The organism is Nonomuraea fastidiosa, assembly GCF_042751225.1.
Taxonomy (GTDB): domain Bacteria; phylum Actinomycetota; class Actinomycetes; order Streptosporangiales; family Streptosporangiaceae; genus Nonomuraea; species Nonomuraea fastidiosa.
Genome location: NZ_CP170570.1, coordinates 2,336,294 through 2,361,459 on the forward strand (window position 1 = coordinate 2,336,294; position 25,166 = coordinate 2,361,459).

A 25,166-nucleotide genomic window follows, 5' to 3' on the forward strand; every position below is an offset into this window, starting at 1 on the left:
ACTCTTTCGCAGCTACGCAAGATACCGAACCACTGCCTACCGGACTTATCGGACGACCGAAACGGCACACGAAGGCAGGCGCCCCGGCCGTACAGGACCCCCTCATGACGAAGGCCGGGCGCCCCGGCGGAGGAGCGCCCGGCCTCGGCGAAGCCGGTGACAGCGGCGGAAGCGTCAGGCGGCGTGCAGGTAGACCTGGCCGAACACCTCGGACAGGTGCTTCAGGTCGGTGGCCGGGTCCACCTCGGGGTTGGCCGGGTCGTAGAGGGTGGCGAGGCGGGGCCGGATGGAGCCGAGCTTCTTGAGCTGCTCCCAGGTGTCGCTGGCCTGCCACTTCTCGCCGTAGACCCGGTTGACCTCGCCGCTAGCGTCCTGCCAGCGGGTCCACAGGGTGACGGTCTGGGCGGCGGCGTCCTGCAGCGGGGCGGCGACGCGCTCGGAGATGGCCTGGGTGAGCTGCTCGCCGGTGAGCTGGGTGCCGGCGAAGGTGGCGTCCTCGGCGGCGATCTGGGCGTAGGCGTCCCAGGCGCGGGCGCGGACCTGGATCCACTGGTTGCGCTGGGCCTCCTTGGCGTCGATCTGCCAGGCGGCGTACAGGGTGGCGAGGTGGCCGTCGTCCAGGGCGAGCTGGTCGATGTAGCCCTTGCTCAGCCAGGCGCCGATGCGCTCGGGGTCGAGCAGCGGGTACTTCTCGGTCATCGCGGCCTTGCAGGCGTCGTTGGCGCCGCAGCCGAACAGCGGGACCACGGTGTGCGCCGACAGCTTCTTGCCCGGCAGCACCTTGCGCAGCGCGGTCGCGGTCTGGCTGACGAACGCGTCCAGCTCCTCGGCGGTGCTGAAGGTCTGGTTGTAGCCGAGCTGCGAGGTGAACCTGACGCCCACGACGCCGGGCTGCGCGGCGACCAGCGCGGCCACTTTCTTGACGGCCTCGTCGAGCTTGCCCGCCTTGTAGTCGTCGGCGAGCTCGGTGTCGATCCAGACGCGCATCGGGGTCTGGGCGGCGGCCTGCGCGGCCCGGCCGGCCGGGGTGGCCTTGGCGGCGCTCTTCTCCGCGGCGGTGACGCCCGTCGGGTCGATGTAGCACTCCTCGCCGTTCTGGCACTCGGGGGTGCCGCCGTCCTCGGCGCCCGGCACGTCGGGGTCGCCGATGTCGTGCATCTCGCCGTCGCCCTCACCGCCGGTCGGGCACTCGGTGCCCGGCTCCTGGCAGTCGATGGTGATCCGGTCGAGCGGGCCGGAGTCGATCATGTTCTGGCCGTCGTCGTCGAGCCAGAACCTGGCGATGTCGGCGGCCTCGTCGGGCTTGGCCAGCCAGGTGCAGACGACGAACGCCGGAGTGTCGGCGGCCATCAGGTCGTTGCAGTTGCGGTCGCCGTCCTCCGACCACGCGGGAACGCCGATGCCGAGGAGGGAGAGGGTGAGCCCGATGATGAGGACCTGCCGTAGCCGCCGTCTCATGGCACCTTTACTTCCAGGGGGTGATCGTTGGCATATCGCACACTATCGGGATGATCACCATCGTTCAATGAGATCAGTAACGTTTTTCACCCATTTCTCCACGGGCTGTAGCCATCGCTGTCGACGCCGTGCACCGGCCATTCATCCACCCGCCGCCGCCCGGCTCACCTGCGCGTTCACCGCCTGACCCGCACCCCGGAATATGTTCGCGACAACGCCCCGCCCACTGAGACACAATGACGGGGTTTGGCATCTTTCAGGGGGTCGGGCGTATGCGTTCCTATCTTGGCGATCTCGGGCTGCTTCGGGACCGCCGCTTCGCCCTGCTGCTGTCCGCGCGCACCATCTCCATGCTGGGCAGCGCGTTCGCCCCTGTGGCGCTGGCGTTCGGCGTGCTCAACCTGCCCGGCGCCACCGCCTCGACCCTGTCGGTGGTGCTCGCCGCCCAGTCGGTGCCCCTGATCGCGTTCATGCTGGTCGGCGGCGTGATCGCGGACCGCATGCCGCGCCAGCGGGTGATGATGGCCGGAGAGCTGCTGATGGCCGCCGGGTACGCCGGGCTGGCGCTCATGCTGCTGATCGGCTGGACCCCGCTGCCCGCGCTGGCCGCGGCGGCGGCCCTGACCGGGGTGGCCAGCTCGGTCGTGTATCCCGCGCTGACCGGGATCATCCCCGAGGTCGTCCCTGCCGACCGGCTGCAGACCGGCAACGCGCTGCTCGGCCTGGGCGCCAACTCCTCCCGGGTGGCCGGCGCGGTGCTCGGCGGCGGCACGGTCGTGCTGTTCGGCGGCGGCTGGGCGCTCGCGGTCAGCGCCGCGATGTTCGCCGTGGCCGCCGCGATGATCGCCAACCTGCGGCTCAAGCCCGGCGAGCGCGCGCACCAGGAGGCCCACTCGGTGCTCGCCGACCTGCGCGAGGGCTGGCGCGAGTTCCGCTCCCGCCAGTGGATCTGGGTGGTGGTCGCGCAGTTCTCGCTGCTGGTCATGGCGGTGCAGGCCGGGCACGGCGTGCTCGGGCCGCTGATGGCCAAGGAGTCGCTCGGCGGGCCCGCCGCCTGGTCGGCGTTCCTCACCGGCGAAGCCGTGGGGACGATCGCCGGGGTGCTGGTGTCGCTGCGGCTGCGCCCGCGCAGGCCCATCCTGGTCGCGGTGCTGCTGTGCCTGCCGCCCGCGCTGCCGTACGTGGTGCTCGGGGTCGGCGCGCCGCTCTGGGCGATCGTGGGCTCGGCGTTCGTGCTCGGCGTCTGCTTCGACGTCTTCGGCGTGCTCTGGCAGACCACGATGCAGCGCGAGGTGCCGCCCGAGTCACTGTCGCGGGTCAGCTCGTACGACGTGCTCGGCTCGCTGATGTTCGGCCCCGTCGGGCTGCTGCTTGCCGGGCCGGCGGCGACGTTCATCGGCACCAGGGAGTCGCTGCTCGGCTGCGCGGCCATCATCGTGATCTCCACGCTGGCCGCGCTGCTCTCCCCCGGCGTGCGCAACCTGCGCGCGCCCCGGCCGGAGCCGCGCGCCGCCGCACAGCCCGACGCGAGCCCGCTGTGAGCTACCAGGTCTGACCGCTGGTGCGCAGGCCCCGGCTGGGGGTGCGCGGGTGGTCGCCGAAGCGCGGTTCCGGCTCGTACGCGCCGTCGAGCACGCCCGCCACGTAACCGGCCCAGGCGGGGCCGTGCTTGAAGCCGTGCCCGGAGTCGCCGCCCAGCACCCACACGCCGGGCGAGATCTCGGTCAGCAGCCACTCGGCGTCGGGCGTCAGCGCGTACTGGCAGACCTGGCTGAACAACACCGGCGCGTCGGCGAGGCCGGGGAAGCGGCGGCGCAGGTAGCCGCGCGCCTGCTCGACGCTGTCAGGGTCCACGGCGCGCGAGCCGTGCTCGGGCTCGTACGGCGGCCCCTCGGCGTCGGACGTGGCCTTCATACCGGTCCCGTCCACGTCGCCGTGGCCGTAGGCGGACGCGCCGTGGTCCACCCAGGCCGGCGTCTCGGGCAGCGACCACGCGGACGGGACGGCGAAGTGCAGGGTGTCCTGCTTGGTCACGGTGATCGGCAGGCCGTCGAAGAGCCTGGGCAGCCACGCGCCGCACGCCCAGACCACCCGGTCGGCGTGGTGCGTCTCGCCGTCGATCTCGACCGCGCTCCGGTACCGCGTACCGTCGCCGGGGACCGGCGTCGCCCTGCCTCTGACCAGCCGCACGCCCGCGTCCTTGGCGAGCGCGGCGGTGACCTGGGTGGCCCGCCTGGCCCGCAGCACGCCGGCGCTGGGCTCCCAGAGCAGGAAGCTGAGGTCGTCGCCGCGGAACTCGGGGAAGAAGCGGCCGCCGTCGCTCGGGTCCAGCACCTCACACCCGATGTCCAAATTTTTCAGTACTTGGGCGCTGGCGTGCTCCCACCCGTCGGGCGTCCTGGCGAACCACACCATGCCCGCCTCGATGTACAGCTCCTCGCCCGCGCGCTCGCTCAGCCGCAGCCAGCCCTCCCTGGCCTGCCATGCGAGGCGGGCGTACCAGTCGTCGGACCCGTGCGAGCAGCGCAGCAGCCGGGTCTCACCCGCGCTGGACTGCCGTACGTGTCCTGGTTTGTGCTGCTCGACCAGCGTCACCTGCCAGCCGGTTTCGGCCAGCCGCAACGCCAAAGACGTCCCCCAAATACCGGCTCCAACCACAATGACCGATTTCATGCCTCCACGGTGACCACAAAACCGGGCCGCCGCAAGAGCGATCAGGACAGCGATCAGAACAGCGGTCGGAACAGCGGTCGGAACAGCGGTCGGACAGCTATCAGACGACGATGAGCCGGACGACCACGCCCGCGCAGTTGCCGGCCACGCAGATGCGCACCGGCACCTCGGAGATGCCGGGCTTGACCGGGACGCCGCCCACGTGGCCGTCGGGGCCGATGCTGACCCCGGCGGGCACCTTGTCGTGGTCGGTGACGGTGAACGTGGGCATCACGCCGCTCGGGCCGCCGTTGATGCCGATCTCGCCGTCGAGCGGCGTGCCGACCCGTCCTGGGAAGGTCAGCTCGCGCGGCTCCCACGGCTCGTACGACAGCACCACCAGCGTCAGCTCCTGCTCCTTGCACGAGCCTGCCGAGCAGACGCGTACGGGGGCGCTGTAGGTGCCGGGATGCTCGGGCCTGCCGTAGAGGCGGCCTTCGCCGTCGACGCGCAGCCCGGAGGCGAGGTAGGCGGGCGTGAACGTGACGCCCTTGTCCCTGGGCAGCAGCCGCTGGCTGACCTCGATGCCCTGGGTGACGTAGAAGGTGTCCTCGACCAGGCTGTCGCTTTGGGGGGTGGCGAGCGAGGCCTGGTGGACGAGGCTCGCGGTGAGCGGCGGCACGGCAGGCGACAACGCGCACACCGCCAGCCCGGCGAGCAACAGAACCCACCCAAAGCGCATCTTTCAACCCCCCGGCTCGTCCCCTGCCCTTACGTACCCCTCCAGCAGCGCAGCGTCACCACGACCTGCGGCCGGCTGGATAATCGGTCGCATGGCCGCAGAATCCGCTCAGACCCTCGAACGCGGGCTCCGCCTGCTGCGCCTGCTCGCCGACGGCAAGGGCGGGCGCACGCCGACCGAGCTGAGCGGCGAGCTGTCGCTGAGCAGGCCCGTGGTCTACCGGCTGCTGACGACGCTGCTGGCCGAGGGCTTCGTACGCAGGGACGCCGAGGGGCGGGTGCACCTCGGGTTCGGGGTGCTCGCGCTGGCCCAGGCCGTGCAGCCGCTGCTGCGCGCGGCGGCCACGCCGACGCTGCGGCGGCTGGCCGAGGAGGTGGGCGCGACCGCGCACCTGACGGTGGCCGAGGGCGACGACGGGCTGGCCGTGGCGGTGGTCGAGCCGTCGTGGACCGACATGCACGTGGCCTACCGCGAGGGTTCGCGCCATCCGCTCACCAAAGGCGCGGCGGGGCGGGCGATCCTGGCGCTGCGCGACGGCCGGCACGACCACCGCGATTACTTCGTCACGGAGGGGCAGTTGCAGGAAGGGGCACGTGGCGTCGCCGCGCCCGTCACCGGGTTGCCGTGGCTGGAGGCGTCGGTCGGCGTGGTGACGTTCGGGCCCTTGGGGGAGTCCACGGGGCCGCGCGTGGTGGCGGCAGCAGCCGAGCTGGCCGCGGAGCTGACCGCCGGGCTCGGTTGACATCTCCCGGCCGATGACGGACGGTTGTTCCACATAAAGGACACTGCCGTCCGATAAACGGACATGTGTGGAGGGTGGATGCCGTACTACCGCGTCGTGGGAGAGGTGCCGCGAAAGCGACACGTGCAGTTCAGGCGTCCGGACGGCGGCCTCTACGCCGAAGAGCTGATGGGCGAGGAGGGCTTCTCGTCCGACTCCTCGCTGCTCTACCACCGCCACCTGCCGACGGCCATCGTCAAGGCCGAGGCCGTCACCCCGTCCGTGGAGACCACGCTGCGGCCCAACCTGCCGCTCTCGCCCCGCCACTTCCGCACCCAGGAGCTCGCCAGCGCAGGCGACCTCGTCACGGGCCGCATGGTGCTGGCGGGCAACGCCGACGTCCGGCTGTCGTACGCCACCAGCGACCAGCCGAGCGAGCTCTACCGCAACTCCATGGGCGACGAGTGCGTCTACGTGCAGCGCGGGCGGGTGCGCTTCGAGTCCACGTACGGCGTCATCGAGGCCGGCGAGGGCGACTACGTGATCGTCCCGACCGGGACCATCCACCGCTGGGTCCCCGACGGCCAGGTCAACGTGCTGGCCATCGAGGCGTCCGGGCACATCAGGCCGCCCAAGCGCTACCTGTCGCAGTACGGCCAGTTCCTCGAACACGCCCCCTACTGCGAGCGGGACCTGCGCGCGCCCACCGAGCCGTACATCGTCTCGGGCGAGGAGGTGCCGGTGCTGGTGCGCACGCGCGGCGGGCTGAGCCGGCTCGTCTACCGCCACCATCCGTTCGACGTGGTCGGCTGGGACGGCTGCCTCTACCCGTACGCGTTCAACATCAACGACTTCGAGCCGATCGTGAAGAAGACGCACGCGCCGCCGCCCGTGCACCAGACGTTCGAGGGGCCCGGCTTCGTGGTCTGCTCGTTCTGTCCCCGGCCGCTCGACTACCACCCCGAGGCGGTGCCGATCCCGTACAACCACCACAACGTGGACTCCGACGAGTTCATGTTCTACGTGGGCGGCGACTACTCCGCGCGGGCGGGCTCCGGCATCGACGTCGGCTCCATCTCGCTGCACCCCGCCGGGTTCACCCACGGGCCGCAGCCCGGCGCGGTCGAGGCGGTGATCGACGCCGTCGCACGGGGTGTGACCGCGACGAGCGAGATGGCCGTCATGGTCGACACCTTCCGCCCGCTGGACCTCGGGCAGGGCGCGCTGTCCTGCGAGGATCCCAACTATGCCTGGACGTGGGCACGATGAAGCTTTACGCCGCACTCGTCGACGACGCAGGACTGTTCCCGCCGTCGTCCCTGCACATGACCGAGGCGCTGGCCCGCAACCGGCGCGACCTGGAGCACGGCAACGAGGTGCTCACCCACCGCTTCCTCTGCCCGGCGAGCCGGCTCGACCGGCTGCGCGGCTCCGACTACCGGCCGCGTCGCATCGGGCTCATCGCCGACACCGACGAGCTGCCCGACTTCGGCGACCTGCCGGTGGACTACGTCGAGACGAGGCTGCCGCCGGACAGCACGGTCGAAGAGCTGGCCGGGCGGCTCGGCCTGCCTCCGGGCGTGCGGCTGTTCGCCGAGGTGCCCGCACACAAGACGGCCGGCGACGTGCCGCCGGGCACCGGGCTGAAGGTGCGCTGCGGCGGTGCGTCGGCCGAGGAGTTCCCGCCGGTCGAGCACCTCGCGCAGTTCATCAAGTCATGCGCGGACACCGGCATCCCGTTCAAGGCGACGGCCGGGCTGCACCACGCCGTACGCCACTTCGACCCCTCGCTCGGCGTCGACCGCCACGGCTTCCTCAACCTGCTGCTCGCGGTCTGCGAGGCCGTCGAGGGACGCGACCCGACGCACGTCCTGCGCATGACCGACGTGCCCCGCCTCGTGCACATGGCCCGCGCCGTGTCCGACGGGACCGCAGAGCGCGCCCGGCGGCTGCTGGTCAGCTACGGCTCGTGCAACACCACCGCGCCGCTCGACGACCTGCGCGCGCTCGGACTCATCGAGGAGGGCACCCGGTGAGCTGGGGTGTCGACAACCTGCCGTACGGGGTCTTCTCCTGTCCCGGGGAGCGGCCCAGGGTCGGCGTCAGGTACGGCGACAGGGTGCTCGACCTGGCGCCCGCGCTGCACGACGAGATCTTCGCCGCGCCTTCGCTCAACCCGTTCATGGCAAGGGGGCGCGCGGCCTGGCACGCCACCAGAGAGCTGATCCGCAACAAGCTCACCACCGACCTGGCGGTCATCGAGGACCACCTGATCCCGCTCGACCAGGTGCGCCTGCACATGCCGTTCGAGGTGGCCGACTACGTCGACTTCTACGCCTCGCTGGAGCACGCGAGCGCGCTCGGCCAGATCCTGCGCCCCGGCACCGAGCCGCTGCAGCCCAACTGGCGGCACCTGCCCGTCGGCTACCACGGCAGGGCGGGCACGGTCGTGGTCTCCGGCACGCCGGTCAGGCGGCCGAGCGGGCAGCTCGGGCCCGGCGCGTTCGGGCCGTGCAGGAAGCTCGACATCGAGGCGGAGCTGGGGTTCGTGGTCGGCGTGCCGACCGAGCCCGGCGAGCCGGCGGGGCCGCTCGAAGAGCACGTGTTCGGGGTGACGCTGGTCAACGACTGGAGCGCGCGCGACATCCAGGCCTGGGAGTACGTGCCGCTCGGGCCGTTCCTCGGCAAGTCGTTCGCCACGTCGATCTCGCCCTGGGTGACGCCGCTCGAGGCGCTGCCGCGCGTACCCGGGCGGGCGCAGGACCCCGAGCCCGCCGCGTACCTGCGGCGGCAGGGCGACTGGGGGCTCGACATCACCCTTGAGGTGCTGCTGAACGGCGAGGTGATCTCCCGTCCGCCCTATTCCGGCATGTACTGGACGCCCGACCAGATGCTCGCCCACATGACGGTGAACGGCGCCTCGCTGCGCACCGGCGACCTGTTCGCCAGCGGCACGATCTCCGGGCCCGAGCGCGATCAGCGCGGCTCCCTCATGGAGCTGACCTGGAACGGGGCCGACCCGATCAAGCTGGCCGGGGGTGAGACCCGCACGTTCCTCGAAGACGGCGACACGGTCACGATCCGGGCCACGGCCGGCGACCTGACCTTGGGGGAGGTTTCCGGAACCGTCGGATAAGTAACTCGACGTGCTTACATCGTGACGCACCGCTACCCTGGGATCTCCCTCTCCCTCGGAAAGCAGGAGTCACATGCGTCGTGTCGCGATGTTCTGTGTCGCCTTCCTCCTGGTCTGCGGGTGTTCGTCCGTCACGGCGCAGGCCCCGGCCGCGCCGCCCGTCGTGCGGGTCTGGCCGCCGTTCGACAGCAAGCGTGCCAGGCCCGATCGGGGGCTCATCGTCAGGGCCCAGGGCGGCACGCTCAGCCAGGTGCTCGTCTACCAGGACGGCGAGCCGGTGCCCGGGCGGCTCGACGCCTCGCGTACGACGTGGCGTACGAGCTGGACGCTCAAGCCCGCCACCGAATACACGGTCACCGCCACCGCCACCCGCGAGGGCGCGCCCGCCACGGTCGCCATGGGCCGCATCCGCACGCGCGCGGTCTCCAGCACGTTCCACGTGGCCCGCACCACGCCGCTGCCCGGCGAGACGGTCGGCGTCGGCATGCCGATCATCCTCGAGTTCGACACCCCGGTCCGCGACCGCGCCGCCGTCGAGGAGGCGCTCGAAGTGCGCGCCGCCGCCCCCGTCGAGGGCGCCTGGCGCTGGCTCGACGACACCAGGGTCGTCTACCGCCCTCGCCGCTTCTGGACGCCGCGGCAGCAGGTCACGGTCACCGCACACCTGGCCGGCGTGCGCGCCGGCGACGGACTCTACGGCGGCACCGACACCACGTTCGCCTTCACCGTGGGCCGCAAGCAGACCAGCACGATCGACACCAGGACCCACCAGATGGTCGTCTACCGCGACGGAAAGGTGGCCCAGCGCATGGCCATCAGCGCCGGTATGGCCACCACCGTCGAATACACCACGACCAGCGGATGGCATTTGACCATGGACAAGGGCCATCCGGTCCGGATGATCTCTCCGGGCAGGGAAAAAGGCGACCCCGGTTATTACGACCTGATGATCGACCACGCCGTACGCATCTCCGACAGCGGCGAATACGTGCACGCCAAGGACAATGTCTGGGCCCAGGGCAGGGTCAATGTCAGTCACGGATGCGTCAACGCCCGCCCCGACCAGGCGGCCTGGTTCTACGAGACCTCACTGCGCGGCGACCCCGTGCTCATCACGGGCACCGACCGCCCGCTCGAATGGCACAACGGGTGGGGCTATTGGCAACTGCCGTGGGAGAAATGGCGGCAGGGAAGCGCGCTGCCGAGAACCGTGGCCGTGCGCGGTGTGGTGCCGAGGGGTTGAAATCAGGATTACGGTGGAGATTGAGGGAACCAGATAAGAGCGCAGGCCCGTTATACCTTAAAGGAGGGCCGACATGGACGAATGGGTCATCTGGGTAATCCTCGCGATCGTCCTCGGTGTGGCCGAAATCTTTACTTTGACGGCGTCCCTCGGTCTGCTCGGCGTCGCCGCTCTGCTCACCGCCGCGACCGCGGCCATCGGACTGCCCGTTCCTCTGCAGTTACTGTTCTTCGCCCTGACGTCCACCGCCGGTTTGCTGGTGCTCAGACCTATCGCGATGCGCCATGTCAAACAACCGCAATTGCCACGGTTCGGCGTGGAAGCGCTCGTAGGCAAGCCCGCCTACGTCGTCTCCGAGGTGACGGGCAGAGGCGGTCGCGTGCGCATCGGGGGCGAGGAGTGGTCGGCGCGCGCCTATGACGAAACCCTGGTGATCCCTACCGGGGCGACCGTCGACGTCATCGAGATCGAAGGGGCGACAGCCCTCGTATATCCCCGGGAGTGATCCATGGACCCGCTGTTGCTGGTCGGAGTGTTCGTCATCCTGTTCGCGGTGATCACGCTGCTGAAAGCGGTGCGGATCGTCCCGCAGGCCCGGGCGCGCAACGTCGAGCGGCTCGGCCGCTACCACCGCACGCTCAAACCCGGTTTGAACTTCGTCATCCCGTACATCGACCGCGTCTACCCCATGATCGACCTGCGTGAGCAGGTCGTGTCCTTCCGCCCCCAGCCGGTCATCACCGAGGACAACCTCGTCGTCGAGATCGACACCGTGCTCTACTTCCAGGTCACCGACCCGCGGGCGGCGGCGTACGAGATCGCCAACTACATCCAGGCGGTCGAGCAGCTCACGGTCACCACGCTGCGCAACGTCGTCGGCTCGATGGACCTGGAGAAGACCCTCACCTCCCGCGACACCATCAACAGCCAGCTCCGCGGCGTGCTCGACGAGGCCACCGGCAAGTGGGGCATCCGCGTCAACCGCGTCGAGATCAAGGCCATCGACCCGCCCAAGACCATCAAGGACGCGATGGAGAAGCAGATGCGGGCCGAGCGCGACAAGCGGGCCGCCATCCTCACCGCAGAAGGCCAGCGGCAGTCGCAGATCCTCACCGCCGAGGGTGACAAGCAGAGCCGCATCCTGCGGGCCGAGGGCCAGCGCACCGCCGCGATCCTGGAGGCCGAAGGCCAGTCGCGGGCCATCGACCAGGTCTTCCAGGCCGTGCACCGCAACGACCCCGACCCCAAGCTGCTCGCCTACCAGTACCTCCAGGTGCTGCCGCAGCTCGCCCAGGGCAGCGGCAACACGTTCTGGGTGATCCCCAGCGAGGTCACCTCCGCGCTGCAGGGCGTGTCCAAGGCGTTCACCGAGGCGCTGCCCCGTACCGCGGCCAGGGAGGACCTGCCCGAGACCTCCGCCGCGGACGAGGAGGTCGCCAAGGCGGCGGAGGCGGCGGCCGAGGCGGTCGCCGACGCCCAGGAGGGCGACTCCACCGGCCCGCGCCAGCTCACCCAGGCCGTTCCGGAGCCGTCGCCGTTGGGCGACCTCGACAAGCAGCCCACCGAGGCCGAACGCCACTGAGGCCGAGCACCGCTGGGGCCTCACGACGCCGCCCGCCGAGGCCGGGCGAGCTGAACACGCGCGACGCCGCCCACCGGGCAGGGGCGGCGTCAGGCGGCTTCCTGCCGGCCTCGCGCGGCGGGCGGCCTTGAGCAGGGCTGGCCGGCCGCTCGCTCCCCCGCGCGTGACGGCGTCAGGCCTCGCGGGACGGGCCGCCTCAGGGCCGGCCGCTCGGTCCCCTCCCGAGGTGAAGACGTCAGGCGGCTTCTTGCTGGCCCCGGTCGAAGTAGGCCGCGAGGTCGGCGTCCAGCGGCGGCACGTCGTACGGCCGGCCGCCGTCGCGCAGCGAGCGCGTGGCGAGGTAGCCGGCCGCGACGCTCATCCTGGCCGCCACCGGCGAGGTGTCGGTCACCCCGCCCTCCCTGGCGAACCACACGAACTCCGACATGATCTGCACGTCCGCGCCACCGTGCGTGCCCTGCGCGTCGGGCACCTTGTACGCGATGTCGCAGTCCTCCCGATACTGCGTGGGCCCGGTGTTCCACACCTTGACCGTGGCCCCCGGCCCGTCGCCGAAGTTCTCCAGCCGGCCTTCGGAGCCGATGACCGTGTAGTTGCGCACGTAGTCGGGCGTGAAGTGGCACTGCTGGTAGGCGGCGATGACGCCGTTGTCGAGCCGCATGTTCATGACGGAGACGTCCTCGACGTCCACGACGGGGTTGAGGTCCTTGCGCGCGGTGGGCGGCCAGTCGTTCTCCATCAGCCAGTCGTCCGGCCGGGGCGTGCCGGGGGCGCGGCGCGGCAGGTCGCCGTGGAGCAGCAGGTCACCGAGCGCGTTGACCCTGGTGGTGTAGCCGCCGGCCAGCCAGTGGACGACGTCGATGTCGTGGGTGGCCTTCTGCAGCAGCAGCCCCGTCGTACGGGTGCGGTCGGCGTGCCAGTCCTTGTAGTAGAACTCGGTGCCGTAGCCGACGAAGTGACGTACCCAGACGGTCTTGGGCTCGCCGATGACGCCCTTGGCGATGATGTCGCGCATCAGCCGGACGACGCCCATGTGGCGCATGTTGTGCCCGACGTACAGGCGGGTGCCGCTCTCGCGCGCGGTGCGCAGGATGGCGTCGCAGCCGTCGATGGTGATGGCCATCGGCTTTTCCAGGTAGACGGTCTTGCCGGCGCGCAGCGCGTCGATGGCCAGCGCCTCGTGCGTGTCGTCGGGGGTGTTGACGATGACGGCGTCGATGTCGGGCCGGTCGAGCAGCTCGCGGTGGTCCCGGGTGAGGAAGCCGGCCGAAGGGAACTTCGCCGATTGCCGCTTGAGCACGGCGGGATCGAGGTCGCACAGGGCGGCCACCACGGCGCCCTTGCCCGGCCGGTCGGCGGCCAGGGCGATGCTGGTCCGCAGGCCGAGCCCGATGACTCCGATGCGCAGATCTTCCACTGATGTCCTTCCCGCGGTCGCTCCGAGCCGGCGATGCCCTGGGGCCGGGGCAGCCCATGCATTACGTAAGTTGGTTGCCTAAATCTGGCACGCTTTTCCGAAGCAGGTCAAGACACCGGGGAATCGCGCACGAGCGCGCAGCGGATCAGTCAAGCGGGCAGCGTAAAAAGGTCACGTTCGGCGTGGTCGAGGGCCCATCTGATCGCGCCCAGCACGACGCACTCGCGGCCCAGCGTCGAGGCCACCACCGGCGGCGGATAGAGGCAGACGTCCGCGAAACGCTCCGCGATCGGCCCGAGCAGCAGGTCACCGGCCTCGGCCAGGACGCCGCCGATCACCACCAGCTCCGGATCGAGCGGGCTGACCACGGTGAGCAGGCCGTCGCCGAGGTGGCGGGCGAACGCGCGGACGGCGGCGACGGCCTTCTCGTCCCCGGCCCGCGCCCGCTCGATCGCGAACTCGGCGGCCTCGCGCTGCGAGCGCATCTCCCCCGGCTCGGCGGCGAGCGCGTAGTCGACGACGTGCCGGTGCGCCAGCCAGTGATCGCCGGATCGGCGGCCGATCTCGCCCGACGCCGTGTGCGCGCCCCGGTGCGGCCGGCCGCCGATGAGCAGGCCCAGACCGAGCCTGCTGCCGGTGAACAGGTAGACCACGTCGTCGTGGCCGCGCGCCCGCCCGCGCCAGTGCTCGGCCAGCACCGCGAGGCGCATGTCGTTCTCGACCAGCACGGGGGCGGGCAGCCTGCGGGCCAGCTCGCCGCGCAGGTCGAGCCCCGTCCACCCGGCCAGCGCGACGCTCTTGACCACCCGCCCCGAGCCGTCGACCGTGCCCGTCGTGCCGGCGCACACCGCCGCAAGGCCCGACACCGGCAGCCCGGCCCGCGCCGCCACCGTCTCGACCAGCTCCGCGATGGCGTCGAGCCGGTCGGCCGCGGGCATCGAGGCGTGGTGGCGTACGCGATGCGCGGCCACCACCGTGCCGTCGAGGTCGCTCACCATCGCGCGCAGCCAGGACGAGCCGACGCCCACGCCTGCCACGTGACCGGCAGCGGCCCGGAACCTGAAGCGGCGCGCCGGGCGGCCCCGCCTGCGGTCGGCGGGCTCGTCACCGCACTCCTCGGCCCAGCCGCCCGCGACCAGCTCGTCCACGATGACCTCGGCCGTGGGGCGGGACACCCGGGCCGCGCCCGCCAGCTCGGACACGGTGGACGGTCCGCTCTCGCGCAGGACGCGCAGGATCGCCGCCGAGTTGAGCCTGCGCAGGAGAGAGGCGTCGCCGCTTCGCCGGGTCATCGCGGCCTCCCCAGGAGGGAGGCGTCACCGCTTCGCCGGGTCATCGCGGCCTCCCCAGGAGGGAGGCGTCGCCGCTTCGCCGGGTCATCCGGCCTCCCCTCCGTTTATGCCAAGTCGGTTGCCTAATTCTGCCACCCTCAGCGCGAAACGGGTCCGTCTGCGGGCCCCAGTCGTGGAAGCCGGCCCGGCTGCCATAAGGGCCGCGTGAAGCGGGCCGACTTTGCGCGAGGGGATATGGGGGGCAGATCCGCCTGGCGTGGGGCCGCGTGAAGCGGAGCTGTGGGGGCACTTAAGAACTCCTCGATGGACACGTCCCGAGCCGAAGCGGCACAGTGCGTTCCGACGAGTCACATCCGGCGGCTCGCCCGCCCTGCGGGGCGGCGGGGTGACGGGCCGGGGTCTCGTCAGTAGGTTGTGACAGGGGGAGCGACGTCATGAAAGCGCTGGTCAAGAACCAGGCCGAGCCTGGCCTGTGGCTGGTGGACGTGCCCGAGCCGGAGGTCGGTCCCGGCGAGGTGAAGATCCGGGTGCTGCGTACCGGGATCTGCGGCACGGATCTGCATATCCGGAAATTTGACGATTGGGCGCGCCACACGCTGGAGCTCCCGCTCATCGTGGGCCACGAGTTCAGCGGCGAGGTCGTCGAGGTCGCGCCCGGCGTCGAGGACATCGCGGTCGGCGACCTGGTCAGCGGCGAGGGCCACATCGTCTGCGGCAAGTGCCGCAACTGCATGGCGGGACGCCGCCACCTGTGCCGCAACACTATCGGGCTCGGCGTCAACAGGGACGGCGCCTTCGCCGAGTACGTCACGCTGCCCGCCACCAACGTGTGGGTCCACCGCAACCCCGTGCACCCCGACGTCGCCGCCATCTTCGACCCCTTCGGCAACGCCGTGCACACCGCGCTGTCGTTCCCCCTGGTCGGCGAGGACGTGCTGATCACCGGCGCGGGCCCGATCGGCCTCATGGCGGCCGCCGTCGCCACCCACGTGGGCGCGCGCAACGTGATGATCACCGACGTCAGCGACGAGCGGCTCGACCTGGCCGGCAAGCTCGGCGTCACGCTCGCCGTGAACGTCGCCCGCTCCTCCATCGCCGAGGGCATGCGCCAGCTCCACCTGCGCGAGGGCTTCGACGTCGGGCTGGAGATGTCCGGCAACCCGGTGGCCCTGCGCGACATGATCGCCGGCATGACCCACGGCGGCAAGATCGCCATGCTGGGGCTGCCCGCCGAGGAGTTCGCCATCGACTGGTCGACGGTCGTCACCTCCATGCTCACCATCAAGGGCGTCTACGGCCGTGAGATGTACGAGACCTGGTACAACATGTCGGTCCTGCTGGAGAAGGGCCTCGACCTCACCCCGGTGATCACCGACCGGTTCTCGTACCGGGACTTCGACGCCGCCTTCGACACGGCGGCGAGCGGCCGTACGGGCAAGGTCATCCTCGACTGGAGCGAGTGAGCCGTGAGCACGGGCCACGAGCCGACGGAGACCGCAGCGTCATCGACCATGAACAGGAGCGCTTGATGTTCACCAACGTGCGCGAGCAGCTGCGTGCGACGCTCGACGAGATCACCGAGGCCGGGCTGCTCAAGCCCGAGCACGTCATCTCCACCCCGCAGAGCTCCCAGGTGAGCGTGGCCGGGCGCGAGGTGCTCAACTTCTGCGCCAACAACTACCTGGGCCTGGCCGACGACCCCCGGGTGATCGAGGCGGCCAAGCAGGCGCTCGACCGTTGGGGGTTCGGCATGGCCTCCGTGCGGTTCATCTGCGGCACCCAGGAGGTGCACAAGGAGCTGGAGTCCCGCCTGTCCGACTTCCTCGGCATGGAGGACACCGTCCTGTACAGCTCCTGCTTCGACGCCAACGGCGGCGTGTTCGAGACCCTGCTCGACGCCCAGGACGCGGTGATCTCCGACGCGCTCAACCACGCCAGCATCATCGACGGCATCCGCCTGTCCAAGGCCAAGCGCCTGCGCTACGCCAACCGTGACATGGCCGAGCTGGAGTCGCGGCTGAAGGAGGCGTCGGACGCGCGGCGGCGGCTCATCGTGACCGACGGCGTGTTCTCCATGGACGGCTACGTCGCGCCGCTGCGCGAGATCTGCGACCTGGCCGACCGGTACGACGCCATGGTCATGGTCGACGACTCCCACGCGGTCGGCTTCGTCGGCCCCACCGGGCGCGGCACGCCGGAGCTGCACGGCGTGACCGACCGGATCGACATCATCACCGGCACCCTGGGCAAGGCGCTCGGCGGGGCCAGCGGCGGCTACGTCTCGGCCCGCAAGGAGATCTGCGAGCTGCTGCGGCAGCGCTCCCGCCCGTACCTGTTCTCCAACTCGCTCGCGCCCGTCATCGCATCGGCGTCGCTGCGCATCCTCGACCTGCTGGAGACCACCAGCGAGGCCCGTGAACGGCTGCGCGCCAACACCGTGCGCTTCCGCGAGGGGATGACGAAGGCCGGGTTCGACATCCTGCCGGGCGACCACCCGATCGTGCCCGTCATGATCGGCGACGCCGCCGAGGCCGCCGCGATGGCCGAGCGCCTGCTCGACCTGGGCATCTACGTGATCGGCTTCTCCTACCCCGTCGTCCCGCACGGGCAGGCGCGCATCCGCGTGCAGCTCTCGGCCGCCCACTCGCCCGAGGACGTGGACCGCGCGATCGAGGCGTTCACCCAGGCCCGCGCCGCCTGACCACCGCGCCTCGGGGCTCCGCGCCTGGGGACTCCGCGCCTCGGCTCCGGGCCCGCCCGGCCCTCAGCCCGCCAGAACCCAGAACAGGGTGGGGCCGGGGCCGCGGGAGCGGCTGAGCAGCGTATTCTCGCTGCGTGATTGACACGCGGCGGCTGCGTACGCTGCGGGCGGTGGCCGACCACGGCACGGTCACCGCCGCGGCGGCCGCGCTGCACCTGACGCCCTCCGCCGTGTCCCAGCAACTGGCCGCGCTGGAGCACGAGGTGGGCCACCGCCTGCTCAATCGCGACGGGCGCGGCGTGCACCTCACCGCTGTCGGCAAGATCATGCTGGCCCATGCCAACGAGGTGCTCGCCCAGCTCGAACGCGCCGAGGCGGAGGTGGCGGCGTACACGACGGGCGAGGCCGGCGAGGTCACCGTGACCTGCTTCGCCACCGCGATCAGCGCCGTGCTCTCCCCCGCGATCACCGCGCTGCGCACCACCGCGCCCGGCGTGCGCGTCCGCGTCCTCGACGCCGAGGGCGACCAGGGCCTGGCCATGCTGCTCGACGAGCGCGCCGACCTGGCCATCGCGGTGGAGTACCGCGGCGCGCCCGACGCCGCCGACCGCCGCCTGTCGCGCCATCCCCTGTACGCCGAGCCGTTCGACCTGGTGCTCCCCCGCGATCATCCGCTGGCCGGTTCCGCGACGCTGGTGTCGCTGGCCCGCGAGACCTGGATCGGCCCCTACCCGGGCAACCCGGTGCACGACGTGATCACGTTCGCCTGCCAGCAGGCCGGTTTCACGCCCGACCTCGTCCACTGCTCCGACGACTTCCGCGCCGTGGTCGCCCTGGTCGGCGCCGGTGCCGGGGTGGCGCTCGTCCCCCGGCTCGCGCTGCGCGACATGGCGCTGCGCGGGGTCGTGGTGCGCCACACGCCGGGTCCCGAACGCCGCGTCTTCGCCGCCGTACGCCGGGGCTCCGACGCCCATCCCCTGCTGCGCCCGCTCCTCGCCGCGCTCCGCGAGGTGGCCGGATCGCTCGGAACGGGCTGAAACACTCCTGTCATATCCGGACATCTCCTCGGGTGTGTTCGCCGATCGGAAGGACCACTCCATGGGCCCACCTGAGCCCGAGCAACGCTTCGAGGAGCTTTATGTGGCGACTATCCCGCCATCGCCACATATGTCAGGCGGCGCGCGTCCCCGGACGACATCGCCGACGTGATCGCCGAGACCTTCACCACGGCCTGGCGACGGCTCGACGACATCCCCGGCGCGAGGAGGAGGCCAGACTCTGGCTGTACGGCGTCGCCAGGCGGGTGCTCGCCAACCACTTCCGCGCCGAGGAGCGCAGGACCGCCCTGGCCGCCAGGCTCCGCGAGGAGGCCGCCTCCTGGGCCGTGCCCGACAGGACGCACGACCCGGCATACCAGGCGTTTCAGCGACTCAGCGACGACGACAGGGAACTGCTCTCGCTGGTCGCCTGGGAAGGACTCAGCGGACCCGAGATCGCCAAGGTGCTCGGCTGCTCGCGCGGCGCCGCCCGCATCCGGCTGCACCGCGCACGCAAGCGGCTGGCCAAAGAGCTGGCCGCCCTCGACCCCACATCGCCGCCTACGGCAGCCGTGCCGTCTCCCTAGCGAAGGGACACTGACCATGACCAAGCAGGACATCGACGACGTCGTCTCCCGGTTCGCCGCCCCCGCCGTCACCTCCGTCAGCGAGGGCGCCCGCGACCTGATGCACCAGATCATCGCCGCCTCGCCCGCCCCCGCCCCCGCGAAGTCCCGCAAGCGCCTGGGCCTGCGCGTGGCGCTCCCCGCCGGCGCGCTGCTCGCCGCCGGCGCCGTGGCCGCCACCGCCTGGGTCTTCCCCGCCCAGCCCGCCTCCGCGCTCAGCATCAAGCAGGAGGGCGGCTACTACGTCATCGAGATCAAGGACCTGTACGCCAACCCTAAGGTGTACGAGCAGGAGCTGCGCAGGGTCGGCCTCGACATCACGCTCCGCGTCCGGCCCGCGACCGCCGCCTACGAACGCCTGATCCGCCCCGTACGGCCCGACTACACGTACATCAAGGAGATCAAGAGCATCCTCCCGCCGGGCCCTTGCCACAACCAGAGCGGCTGCGCCGTCGGCGTCAAGATCCCCAAGGACTTCTCCGGCACCGCCACGATCGACGTGTTCCGCCAGGCACAGCCCGGCGAGAAGTATGAGAGCATCACCGAGTTCAACGCCAAGGGCGAGCCGATGCACTGTGTGCGCTACCTCAACAAGAGGGTCAGCGACGTGCTGGCCATGCTGAAGGAGCGCGGGGTGCGGGTCAACGAATACTTCGACTCCACCCTCGTCGGCAGGGACGACGGCACCGCCAGGCTCGAATCGGTGCCCGGCGACTGGCACGTCGACGGCGGCGCGCTCACCGAACCCGGCGTGGCTTTCCTGTCGGTCTCGAAGGACCCGATGCCCCAGGAGAAGATCACCTTCCTGAATGAGAAGTCGCTGCGGGCGTACGGCTGCCCGATCGTGTGATCTTCGCCAGGTAGCCTGCGGCGCATGACGCGCGACGGGCCGGGCGGTCTCCCCTACCGGAGGCTGCTCGGCCTGCCCGGCGTCGCGGCGCAGGCCGTGCTCGGGTTCCTCGCCCAGCTCACCCAGCAGGTGGCGCCCGTCGGCATCGTGCTCGTGACGCAGCACGCCACCGGGTCGCTGGCCTTCGCGGGGGCGACGGCGGCGGCGTTCTCGGTGGGCGCGGGCATGGGACGTCCGGTGCAGGGGCGGCTGATGGACCGGCACGACGCCGGGCCGGTGCTGGCCGGCACGGCGCTCCTGCACGTGGCGGCGCTGCTGGCGCTGCTCGCCTGCGCCCGCGACGGCCTGCCGTGGTGGCCGCTGCCGGTGCTCGCCTGGACGGCGGGCATGGGGCTGCCGCCGATCTCGGTCAGCATGCGCATCGCGTGGGGCGCCAGGATGGCCGCCGAGGGGCGCACCGCCGCCTACAGCCTCGTCTACCTGGTGCAGGAGCTGGCCATGATGATGGGGCCGCTGGCGTTCGGGCTGCTGATCGCGGTCACCTCGTCGTCGATGGCGCTGGGCGTGGTCGCGGCGGCGGCCGGGGCTGGGACACTGGCCTTCGCCCGCGCGCTGCGCACGGGGAGGACCACGGCCATACGGCAGCGGGGGCGGGTGTTCGCCGACCGGCGGATGCTCATGCTGCTGGCCGTCACCACGCTGCTCGGCGCCGTCGTCGGGGCGCTGCAGGTGGGCGTGCCCGCGCTGGCCGCCGCCCGCGACGTACCCGCCGCCACCGGAGTGCTCGTGGCCGCCCTGTCGCTGGGCGGCATCGCGGGCGCCGCCGCCTACGGAGCCCGCGTCTGGCGGCTGCCCGTCCCCGTACGGCTGGCCGGGCTGCTGCTGGCGCTGGGGCTCGTACTCGCGCCGCTGATCCTGGTGGGGGCGCTGGCCGTGTTCTGGATCATGCTCTTCGCGGGCGGGCTCATGCTCAACCCGTCTCTCACGACGTCGTCGCTGCTGGTGGACGAGTACGCGCCCGCCGCGCAGGCGGAGGCGTTCGGCTGGGTGTCCACGACGCTCGGCATCGGCGGCGCGCTGGGATCCGCCGCCGCCGGTACGGTGGGCGAGCATGTCGGCCCCTCGGCACCCTTCCTCGCCGCCGCCGCATTCGCCTTGGGCGGCGCCGCCCTCGCCGCCACCCTCATCCGCCGCCGCCCCCTCTGAGTGCCTCAGCCGCGCGCCACTTCGAGCGCCTCGGTGAAGCGGGCGTAGGTGGCGAGTTCCGCCTGGGCGGGCTCGATCACCAGCTCGTGGCCGACCTGGCCGATGGCCGTACGCAGCGCCTTCGCCGTACGGCGGGCCCTGCGCCGCCCGCCTGCCCAGGCCGCAAGGCGTGACAGCAGCGCGATGACCACGCCCGCTACCGCGCCGCCCACCAGCAGCACCGTCGGCCACGGCACCGGCCCGGCGGTCGGGAGCGGCGGCTGCGGCAGACGCAGATAGTCCATCGCGAACAGCACGCCCAGCCAGATCGCGCCCGCCAGCAGGGCGGCGAAGACCAGCCACTGGAGGAGGTTCACCGCCCGCCACCACCGTGGCCGCCTGGTCGCACCCGCCGAGGTCGTGGCCACGACCCGGTCGACGGCGTCCGTCAGCTCGATGGCGCGCGACCTGGCCGCCTGCCGTACGGCGGCCGCCCAGGGGCCCGGCAGCCCGCCGGCCGCCACCTCGGCGACGTCCCTGATCGCGGTCTCGACCTGGGCGCGCTGCGCGACCGACGCGGCGGGCACCGACGTACGCCCGACGACCTCCCTGCCGTCCCCATCCCGCCTGCCCCGTGGCGGCTCGATGCGCAGCCTCCGCAGCGGATCCGGCCTGAACCTCCGCAGCCACCTCGTCACCGGCCACCCGGTGGCCACCACCGCGCGGTGCCGGTGCCCCTTCGCCACGGCCTCCACGATCACCGGCACACCGGCCGCCGCGCACAACGCCCCGGTCAGCCCCCGCCCGGCCCCGTCCAGCCGCTTGGCCACCTCGTCCTTACCAGGACCGCCACCAGCGGCGATCGCGGGCGGCTGACCGGGAGCATGCCGGCCACCGGGTGTCGCGGACGGCCCGCCGGGAGCAAGGTGGACGCTGCCGATCGGAGGCGGCTCGCCGGCGGCGAGGTGGTCGGCGGCGGTCGTGAGGTCGGCCGACAGGCGGGCCGACCACGAGCGGCGGTCCGCGACGCGCTGGGCGAGCAGCGTACGCAGGGCGTCGAGGCCCTGCCCGGTCGTGGCCGAGACGGCGAGAACAGGGACGCCGGTCAGCCCGTCGCCCTCCAGAAGGCGGCGCAGATCGTCGAGACAGCGCTCGACGGCGGCCGGAGGCAACCTGTCCACCTGGTTGAGCACCATCACCGTCACATCGCGGTGCCCGGCCAGCGGACGCAGGTAGCGTTCGTGCAGCGCGGCGTCGGCGTACTTCTGCGGGTCCACCACCCACACCAGCAGGTCCACCTGGCTCACCAGGCGGTCCACCTCCAGGCGGTGCGACAGGCGGATGGAGTCGTGGTCGGGCAGGTCGAGCAGGACGAGACCGGCCAGGTCGCCCGCCCCGGTCGCCTCGCTCGCCGAGTGGCGGTACGGCACCTCCAGCCAGTCGAGGAGCGGGCCCGCGCCGTCGCCGTCCCACAGGGCGGCCTGGGCGGCCGAGGTCGTGGGCCTGGTGACGCCGACGTCCGCGAGCTTCTTCCCGGCCAGCGCGTTGTACAGCGAGGACTTGCCGCTGCCCGTGGCGCCGGCCAGGGCGACCACGGTGTGGTCGAGTGACAGCTCGCGCCGTGCCCCCGCGCGTCCGGCCACCTCGCGGGCCGCCGCCACGGCCTCGTCGGGGAGCCGTCCCGCGCCCAGGTCGGCGGCCTCGATCAGGGCGGCGAGCCGGGAGTCGAGCGACGGCCCCTCCTTGCGGCGCAGCAGCTTCACGCGCCCTCCCCCCGCTCAGGACGCCCGCCCGGCCCGCGCTCCCCGGCCCCGGGTCCCGGCCCCCCTGCCCCAGGCTCCGGTCTTTCGGGCCCGCCGCCCAGCCCTTCACCGCCCAGCCCTTCACCACCCAGCCCTTCACCACCCGGCCGTCGGCCTCCGCCGCCCCCAGTCGGCTCCTCGCCGCCGCCCCGCAGACCCTCGCCGCCCTGAGCCGGGCCCTCGCCACCTTGGCGCGGGTCCGCGTCCGGCGACGCGCCTTCTCCAGAGCCAGGGCCGGGCGGGAGAGGGCGGTCTTCGACCGCGCCAGGGACCGGAAGCTCGGCCGTCGGGGCGGTGCCGGGGAGTTCGGTGCGGTGTTCCTGGATGCGGCGGGCGGCCAAGCGGAGGGCGTCGGCGGTGTCCCCGGGCGGTTCGACGGTCGCCAGGAGGTCGAGGAACCGGTCCGCCTCCTCGGCGAGCAGCTCCCGCACGCGCTCCCGCAGGTCCTCGCGGGCCAGGGCGGTGAGCGTACGTACGGCCTGATCACCGAAGACGGCCTCAAGGAGCTTCTGCGACAGCACGCTGGTGCCGCCCGCGATGCCGACCTCGATCCCGGTGAGCCCTCCAGTGGAGGCGAAGACGGCCAGCATGAGCAGCAGCCCGGCGCCGTTCACGCCGAAGGAGGCCGCCCGGGCGGCGGTGCGCCGTTCGGCGCCCTCCTCGCGGACGAGGTCCAGCACGTACGCCTGCCACCCCCGCACCGCCGCCTCGGCCCGCCGTCCGAGATCAGGGGATGCCCGGCCGAGACGAGCGGACTCGACGGCGCCGAGGCGGTCGAGCAGCCCAGGACCGCCTGGCGCGGCCGACCAGCCTTCGAGCGCCCGCTCGGCGGCCCCGTCGGCGGCGCCTCTGATGAGCGATTCGACCCCGCTCTCCAGGGCGTCGCGGAGCTGCACCTCGGGCATCCGCCCGGTGAAGAACCCGACGACGCGGTCACGCAGCCACCCGACGCGGCTCTCCAGGGAACGCATGAGATCGCCGGTGCCGATGAAGTCCTGCCAGCGGGCCAGCACCTCGCCGCGCAGCAGCGAGCCGTCGCGCATGCCCTCGTCGAAGTCGGCCATGCCGCCCGCGTACGCGGCCTCCACGATGTCGCGCAGCCCGTCGAAGGCGTCCTGCTGGCGTTCGACGGCGGCGGCGAGCGCCGGCACGCGGGTGGCCAGGCTGTCGAGCGCCCCGGTGAGCGTCTGCCGCACGACCATGGACCGCTGGGCGGCGTCGGCGGCCAGCCCGGCCAGCCAGTCGGCGATGGGCCGTACGGACTCGGCGGGCAGCCGGGCCTTCTCATCGGGCAGCGCCGCCTCGGGCACGGTGAACAGCCGGGTGCCCTCAAGACCGTTCTCGCGCAGCAGCCGACCCAGGTCGCGGGAGACGGGCTCGACGGCTTCGGGCGGCACCCGGTCGAGTACGACGGCGAGCGCGGTGCTGCGTTCGCGGGCCGAGCGCAGGAAGCCCCACGGCACCTCGTCGGCGTAGCGGGCGGCGGTGGTGACGAACAGCCACAGGTCGGCGGCGGCCAGGAGCTGGGCCGCCAGCTCGCGGTTGGCGGTGACCACGGAGTCGATGTCGGGCGCGTCGAGCAGCGCGAGCCCGGCTCCGAGCGCGGACGAGGTGACAAGGCTCAGGTCGCCGGGCCCTTCGCCGGTGGCGCGCGACAGGCCGGGCAGCACGTTCTTGCCCATGAACCAGGCCCGGTCGGCGGGGTTGACGACGAGCGTGGGCACGAGCGTGGTGGGCCGCAGCACGCCAGGCTCGGCGACGTTGGCGCCGACGAGCGAGTTGACCAGCGTGGACTTGCCGGCGCCGGTGGAGCCGCCGACGACGGCGAGCAGCGGCGCGTCGAGCGCGCGCAGCCGGGGCAGCAGGTAGTCGTCGAGCTGCCCGGTCAGCGCGCGCAGCGCACGCCGGTCGGCCGCGGCGTCGCCGACGGCCAGCGGGAACAGCTCCCGGTCCAGCGGCCGACGCAACGACTCGAGCGCGCCGAGCAGGTCCATACCTGCACGCTAACCCGCAGGTGGCTCCCTCAACACGTAACCCACGCTGCGCAGCGTGTGAATGAGCCGCGGCTCGACGTCGTCCACCTTGCGCCGCAGGTACGACACGTACGACTCGACCACGCCCGCGTCGCCGCCGAAGTCGTAGTTCCACACGTGGTCGAGGATCTGCGCCTTCGACAGCACCCGACCCGCGTTGATCATGAAGTAGTGCAGCAGCTTGAACTCGGTCGGCGACAGGCGTACCTGCCGCCCTGCCCGCCACACCTCGCGCGTCTCCTCGTCCAGCTCCAGGTCGGCCACCTTGAGCTTGCTGACCGGCGCGGCGTCGCCCCGGGTGCGGCGCAGCACCGCGCGGATCCTGGCCTGCACCTCTTCCAGGCTGAACGGCTTGGTCACGTAGTCGTCGCCGACGCGCAGCCCGGCGATCTTGTCCTCGGTGGCGTCGCGGGCGGTGAGGAACAGCACGGGCGCGTCGATGCGCTTGGCCACCTCGAACCCGTCGAGGTCGGGCAGCATGACGTCGAGCACCACGAGGTCGGGCGAGGCGCGTACGGCGACCTCGACGGCCTCCTCGCCGTCGGCGGCGGTCAGCACCTCGAACCCGGAGAAGCGCAGGCTGGCGGCGAGCAGGTCCCTGATGCTGGGCTCGTCGTCCACGACCATGATCAACGCCTCGGCATTCGTCACCTACTTAGAGTGACGCAGCATTCTGAGGGTTAGCTGAA

At 72.0% G+C, this 25,166-nt stretch carries 22 protein-coding genes; 14 read left to right on the forward strand and 8 right to left on the reverse strand.

From position 1 onward, the window contains the following. Window positions 1-174: 174 nt before the first annotated feature. Window positions 175-1,458 (reverse strand): hypothetical protein, encoded by a 1,284-nt coding sequence (locus tag ACFMQL_RS10545; protein ID WP_364068211.1) that lies wholly within the window; start codon window positions 1,456-1,458, stop codon window positions 175-177. A 272-nt stretch (window positions 1,459-1,730) separates the two neighbouring features. Here ACFMQL_RS10545 and ACFMQL_RS10550 point away from each other — a divergent pair, with 272 nt between their 5' ends. Further along, a complete protein-coding gene (locus ACFMQL_RS10550; RefSeq protein ID WP_364068213.1) occupies window positions 1,731-2,999 on the forward strand; it encodes an MFS transporter in 1,269 nt (422 codons plus the stop codon). A gap of 1 nt (window position 3,000) precedes the next feature. Here the strand turns inward: ACFMQL_RS10550 and ACFMQL_RS10555 are convergent, their stop codons facing one another. Continuing rightward, on the reverse strand, window positions 3,001-4,131 hold the full coding sequence (locus tag ACFMQL_RS10555; RefSeq protein WP_364068215.1) for an FAD-dependent oxidoreductase: 1,131 nt from the start codon (window positions 4,129-4,131) through the stop codon (window positions 3,001-3,003). A 100-nt stretch (window positions 4,132-4,231) separates the two neighbouring features. Further along, complete coding sequence (locus ACFMQL_RS10560) at window positions 4,232-4,852, reverse strand: hypothetical protein (RefSeq protein WP_364068217.1); 621 nt, start codon at window positions 4,850-4,852, stop codon at window positions 4,232-4,234. 91 nt (window positions 4,853-4,943) lie between these two features. Here ACFMQL_RS10560 and ACFMQL_RS10565 point away from each other — a divergent pair, with 91 nt between their 5' ends. The 7 genes from ACFMQL_RS10565 to ACFMQL_RS10595 all read left to right on the forward strand — a co-directional run bounded on the left by ACFMQL_RS10565 (window position 4,944) and on the right by ACFMQL_RS10595 (window position 11,534). Further along, window positions 4,944-5,594, forward strand: coding sequence for a helix-turn-helix domain-containing protein (locus ACFMQL_RS10565; RefSeq protein ID WP_364068219.1), 651 nt, complete (start codon window positions 4,944-4,946; stop codon window positions 5,592-5,594). A gap of 78 nt (window positions 5,595-5,672) precedes the next feature. Then, on the forward strand, window positions 5,673-6,842 hold the full coding sequence (locus tag ACFMQL_RS10570; protein ID WP_364068221.1) for a homogentisate 1,2-dioxygenase domain-containing protein: 1,170 nt from the start codon (window positions 5,673-5,675) through the stop codon (window positions 6,840-6,842). After that, complete coding sequence (locus tag ACFMQL_RS10575) at window positions 6,839-7,609, forward strand: hypothetical protein (RefSeq protein WP_364068223.1); 771 nt, start codon at window positions 6,839-6,841, stop codon at window positions 7,607-7,609. Before ACFMQL_RS10570 ends, ACFMQL_RS10575 begins: the two co-directional genes overlap by 4 nt. Next, entirely contained in the window at window positions 7,606-8,709 is a 1,104-nt protein-coding gene (gene fahA / locus ACFMQL_RS10580) for a fumarylacetoacetase (RefSeq protein ID WP_378785458.1), read from the forward strand. Before ACFMQL_RS10575 ends, fahA begins: the two co-directional genes overlap by 4 nt. Before the next feature lie 73 nt (window positions 8,710-8,782). After that, a complete protein-coding gene (locus ACFMQL_RS10585; RefSeq protein ID WP_378785460.1) occupies window positions 8,783-9,952 on the forward strand; it encodes an Ig-like domain-containing protein in 1,170 nt (389 codons plus the stop codon). Window positions 9,953-10,025: 73 nt separating this feature from the next. Further along, window positions 10,026-10,457: an NfeD family protein gene (locus ACFMQL_RS10590; protein WP_364068228.1), complete on the forward strand. Its 432-nt coding sequence runs from the start codon at window positions 10,026-10,028 to the stop codon at window positions 10,455-10,457. 3 nt (window positions 10,458-10,460) lie between these two features. Then, the gene (locus tag ACFMQL_RS10595; RefSeq protein WP_364068230.1) at window positions 10,461-11,534 is read left to right on the forward strand and encodes an SPFH domain-containing protein; all 1,074 of its coding nucleotides are present in this window, start codon (window positions 10,461-10,463) and stop codon (window positions 11,532-11,534) included. A 235-nt stretch (window positions 11,535-11,769) separates the two neighbouring features. Here the strand turns inward: ACFMQL_RS10595 and ACFMQL_RS10600 are convergent, their stop codons facing one another. Together ACFMQL_RS10600 and ACFMQL_RS10605 are read right to left on the reverse strand one after the other, a co-directional pair. Continuing rightward, window positions 11,770-12,951: a Gfo/Idh/MocA family protein gene (locus ACFMQL_RS10600; protein WP_378785462.1), complete on the reverse strand. Its 1,182-nt coding sequence runs from the start codon at window positions 12,949-12,951 to the stop codon at window positions 11,770-11,772. Between the two features lie 149 nt (window positions 12,952-13,100). Further along, complete coding sequence (locus ACFMQL_RS10605) at window positions 13,101-14,243, reverse strand: ROK family transcriptional regulator (RefSeq protein WP_364068234.1); 1,143 nt, start codon at window positions 14,241-14,243, stop codon at window positions 13,101-13,103. Between the two features lie 434 nt (window positions 14,244-14,677). On the opposite strand from ACFMQL_RS10605, the gene tdh reads away from it, so the two are divergent. The 6 genes from tdh to ACFMQL_RS10635 all read left to right on the forward strand — a co-directional run bounded on the left by tdh (window position 14,678) and on the right by ACFMQL_RS10635 (window position 20,663). Continuing rightward, window positions 14,678-15,706, forward strand: coding sequence for an L-threonine 3-dehydrogenase (gene tdh / locus ACFMQL_RS10610; RefSeq protein WP_364068236.1), 1,029 nt, complete (start codon window positions 14,678-14,680; stop codon window positions 15,704-15,706). 65 nt (window positions 15,707-15,771) lie between these two features. Further along, window positions 15,772-16,944, forward strand: coding sequence for a glycine C-acetyltransferase (locus tag ACFMQL_RS10615; RefSeq protein WP_378785464.1), 1,173 nt, complete (start codon window positions 15,772-15,774; stop codon window positions 16,942-16,944). Between the two features lie 134 nt (window positions 16,945-17,078). Beyond that, window positions 17,079-17,981, forward strand: coding sequence for a LysR family transcriptional regulator (locus ACFMQL_RS10620; protein WP_364068240.1), 903 nt, complete (start codon window positions 17,079-17,081; stop codon window positions 17,979-17,981). A 266-nt stretch (window positions 17,982-18,247) separates the two neighbouring features. Then, a complete protein-coding gene (locus ACFMQL_RS10625) occupies window positions 18,248-18,568 on the forward strand; it encodes an RNA polymerase sigma factor (RefSeq protein ID WP_378785466.1) in 321 nt (106 codons plus the stop codon). A gap of 16 nt (window positions 18,569-18,584) precedes the next feature. Beyond that, the gene (locus ACFMQL_RS10630) at window positions 18,585-19,457 is read left to right on the forward strand and encodes a hypothetical protein (protein WP_364068244.1); all 873 of its coding nucleotides are present in this window, start codon (window positions 18,585-18,587) and stop codon (window positions 19,455-19,457) included. Window positions 19,458-19,481: 24 nt separating this feature from the next. Beyond that, window positions 19,482-20,663, forward strand: coding sequence for an MFS transporter (locus ACFMQL_RS10635; RefSeq protein WP_378785467.1), 1,182 nt, complete (start codon window positions 19,482-19,484; stop codon window positions 20,661-20,663). 5 nt (window positions 20,664-20,668) lie between these two features. Here the strand turns inward: ACFMQL_RS10635 and ACFMQL_RS10640 are convergent, their stop codons facing one another. The 3 genes from ACFMQL_RS10640 to ACFMQL_RS10650 are packed head-to-tail and all read right to left on the reverse strand — an operon-like array spanning window position 20,669 to window position 25,104. Next, entirely contained in the window at window positions 20,669-22,405 is a 1,737-nt protein-coding gene (locus ACFMQL_RS10640; protein WP_378785469.1) for a GTPase, read from the reverse strand. Next, on the reverse strand, window positions 22,402-24,438 hold the full coding sequence (locus ACFMQL_RS10645) for an ABC transporter (protein WP_378785471.1): 2,037 nt from the start codon (window positions 24,436-24,438) through the stop codon (window positions 22,402-22,404). Before ACFMQL_RS10645 ends, ACFMQL_RS10640 begins: the two co-directional genes overlap by 4 nt. 9 nt (window positions 24,439-24,447) lie before the next feature. After that, window positions 24,448-25,104 carry a response regulator transcription factor gene (locus ACFMQL_RS10650; protein WP_364068388.1) on the reverse strand — a complete coding sequence of 219 codons (657 nt, stop codon included), beginning with the start codon at window positions 25,102-25,104 and terminating at the stop codon, window positions 24,448-24,450. Between the last annotated feature and the right edge of the window lie 62 nt (window positions 25,105-25,166).

What these genes read in the sequence shown, in the direction of transcription:
- ACFMQL_RS10545 (WP_364068211.1), bottom strand. Translation starts at nt 1,458, where the DNA reads ATGAGACGGCGGCTACGGCAGGTCCTCATCATCGGGCTCACCCTCTCC.
- ACFMQL_RS10635 (WP_378785467.1), top strand. Translation starts at nt 19,482, where the DNA reads ATGACGCGCGACGGGCCGGGCGGTCTCCCCTACCGGAGGCTGCTCGGC.
- ACFMQL_RS10565 (WP_364068219.1), top strand. Translation starts at nt 4,944, where the DNA reads ATGGCCGCAGAATCCGCTCAGACCCTCGAACGCGGGCTCCGCCTGCTG.
- tdh (WP_364068236.1), top strand. Translation starts at nt 14,678, where the DNA reads ATGAAAGCGCTGGTCAAGAACCAGGCCGAGCCTGGCCTGTGGCTGGTG.
- ACFMQL_RS10615 (WP_378785464.1), top strand. Translation starts at nt 15,772, where the DNA reads ATGTTCACCAACGTGCGCGAGCAGCTGCGTGCGACGCTCGACGAGATC.
- ACFMQL_RS10570 (WP_364068221.1), top strand. Translation starts at nt 5,673, where the DNA reads ATGCCGTACTACCGCGTCGTGGGAGAGGTGCCGCGAAAGCGACACGTG.
- ACFMQL_RS10630 (WP_364068244.1), top strand. Translation starts at nt 18,585, where the DNA reads ATGACCAAGCAGGACATCGACGACGTCGTCTCCCGGTTCGCCGCCCCC.
- ACFMQL_RS10645 (WP_378785471.1), bottom strand. Translation starts at nt 24,438, where the DNA reads ATGGACCTGCTCGGCGCGCTCGAGTCGTTGCGTCGGCCGCTGGACCGG.
- ACFMQL_RS10595 (WP_364068230.1), top strand. Translation starts at nt 10,461, where the DNA reads ATGGACCCGCTGTTGCTGGTCGGAGTGTTCGTCATCCTGTTCGCGGTG.
- ACFMQL_RS10550 (WP_364068213.1), top strand. Translation starts at nt 1,731, where the DNA reads ATGCGTTCCTATCTTGGCGATCTCGGGCTGCTTCGGGACCGCCGCTTC.
- ACFMQL_RS10575 (WP_364068223.1), top strand. Translation starts at nt 6,839, where the DNA reads ATGAAGCTTTACGCCGCACTCGTCGACGACGCAGGACTGTTCCCGCCG.
- ACFMQL_RS10605 (WP_364068234.1), bottom strand. Translation starts at nt 14,243, where the DNA reads ATGACCCGGCGAAGCGGCGACGCCTCTCTCCTGCGCAGGCTCAACTCG.
- ACFMQL_RS10650 (WP_364068388.1), bottom strand. Translation starts at nt 25,104, where the DNA reads ATGGTCGTGGACGACGAGCCCAGCATCAGGGACCTGCTCGCCGCCAGC.
- ACFMQL_RS10555 (WP_364068215.1), bottom strand. Translation starts at nt 4,131, where the DNA reads ATGAAATCGGTCATTGTGGTTGGAGCCGGTATTTGGGGGACGTCTTTG.
- ACFMQL_RS10590 (WP_364068228.1), top strand. Translation starts at nt 10,026, where the DNA reads ATGGACGAATGGGTCATCTGGGTAATCCTCGCGATCGTCCTCGGTGTG.
- ACFMQL_RS10560 (WP_364068217.1), bottom strand. Translation starts at nt 4,852, where the DNA reads ATGCGCTTTGGGTGGGTTCTGTTGCTCGCCGGGCTGGCGGTGTGCGCG.
- ACFMQL_RS10585 (WP_378785460.1), top strand. Translation starts at nt 8,783, where the DNA reads ATGCGTCGTGTCGCGATGTTCTGTGTCGCCTTCCTCCTGGTCTGCGGG.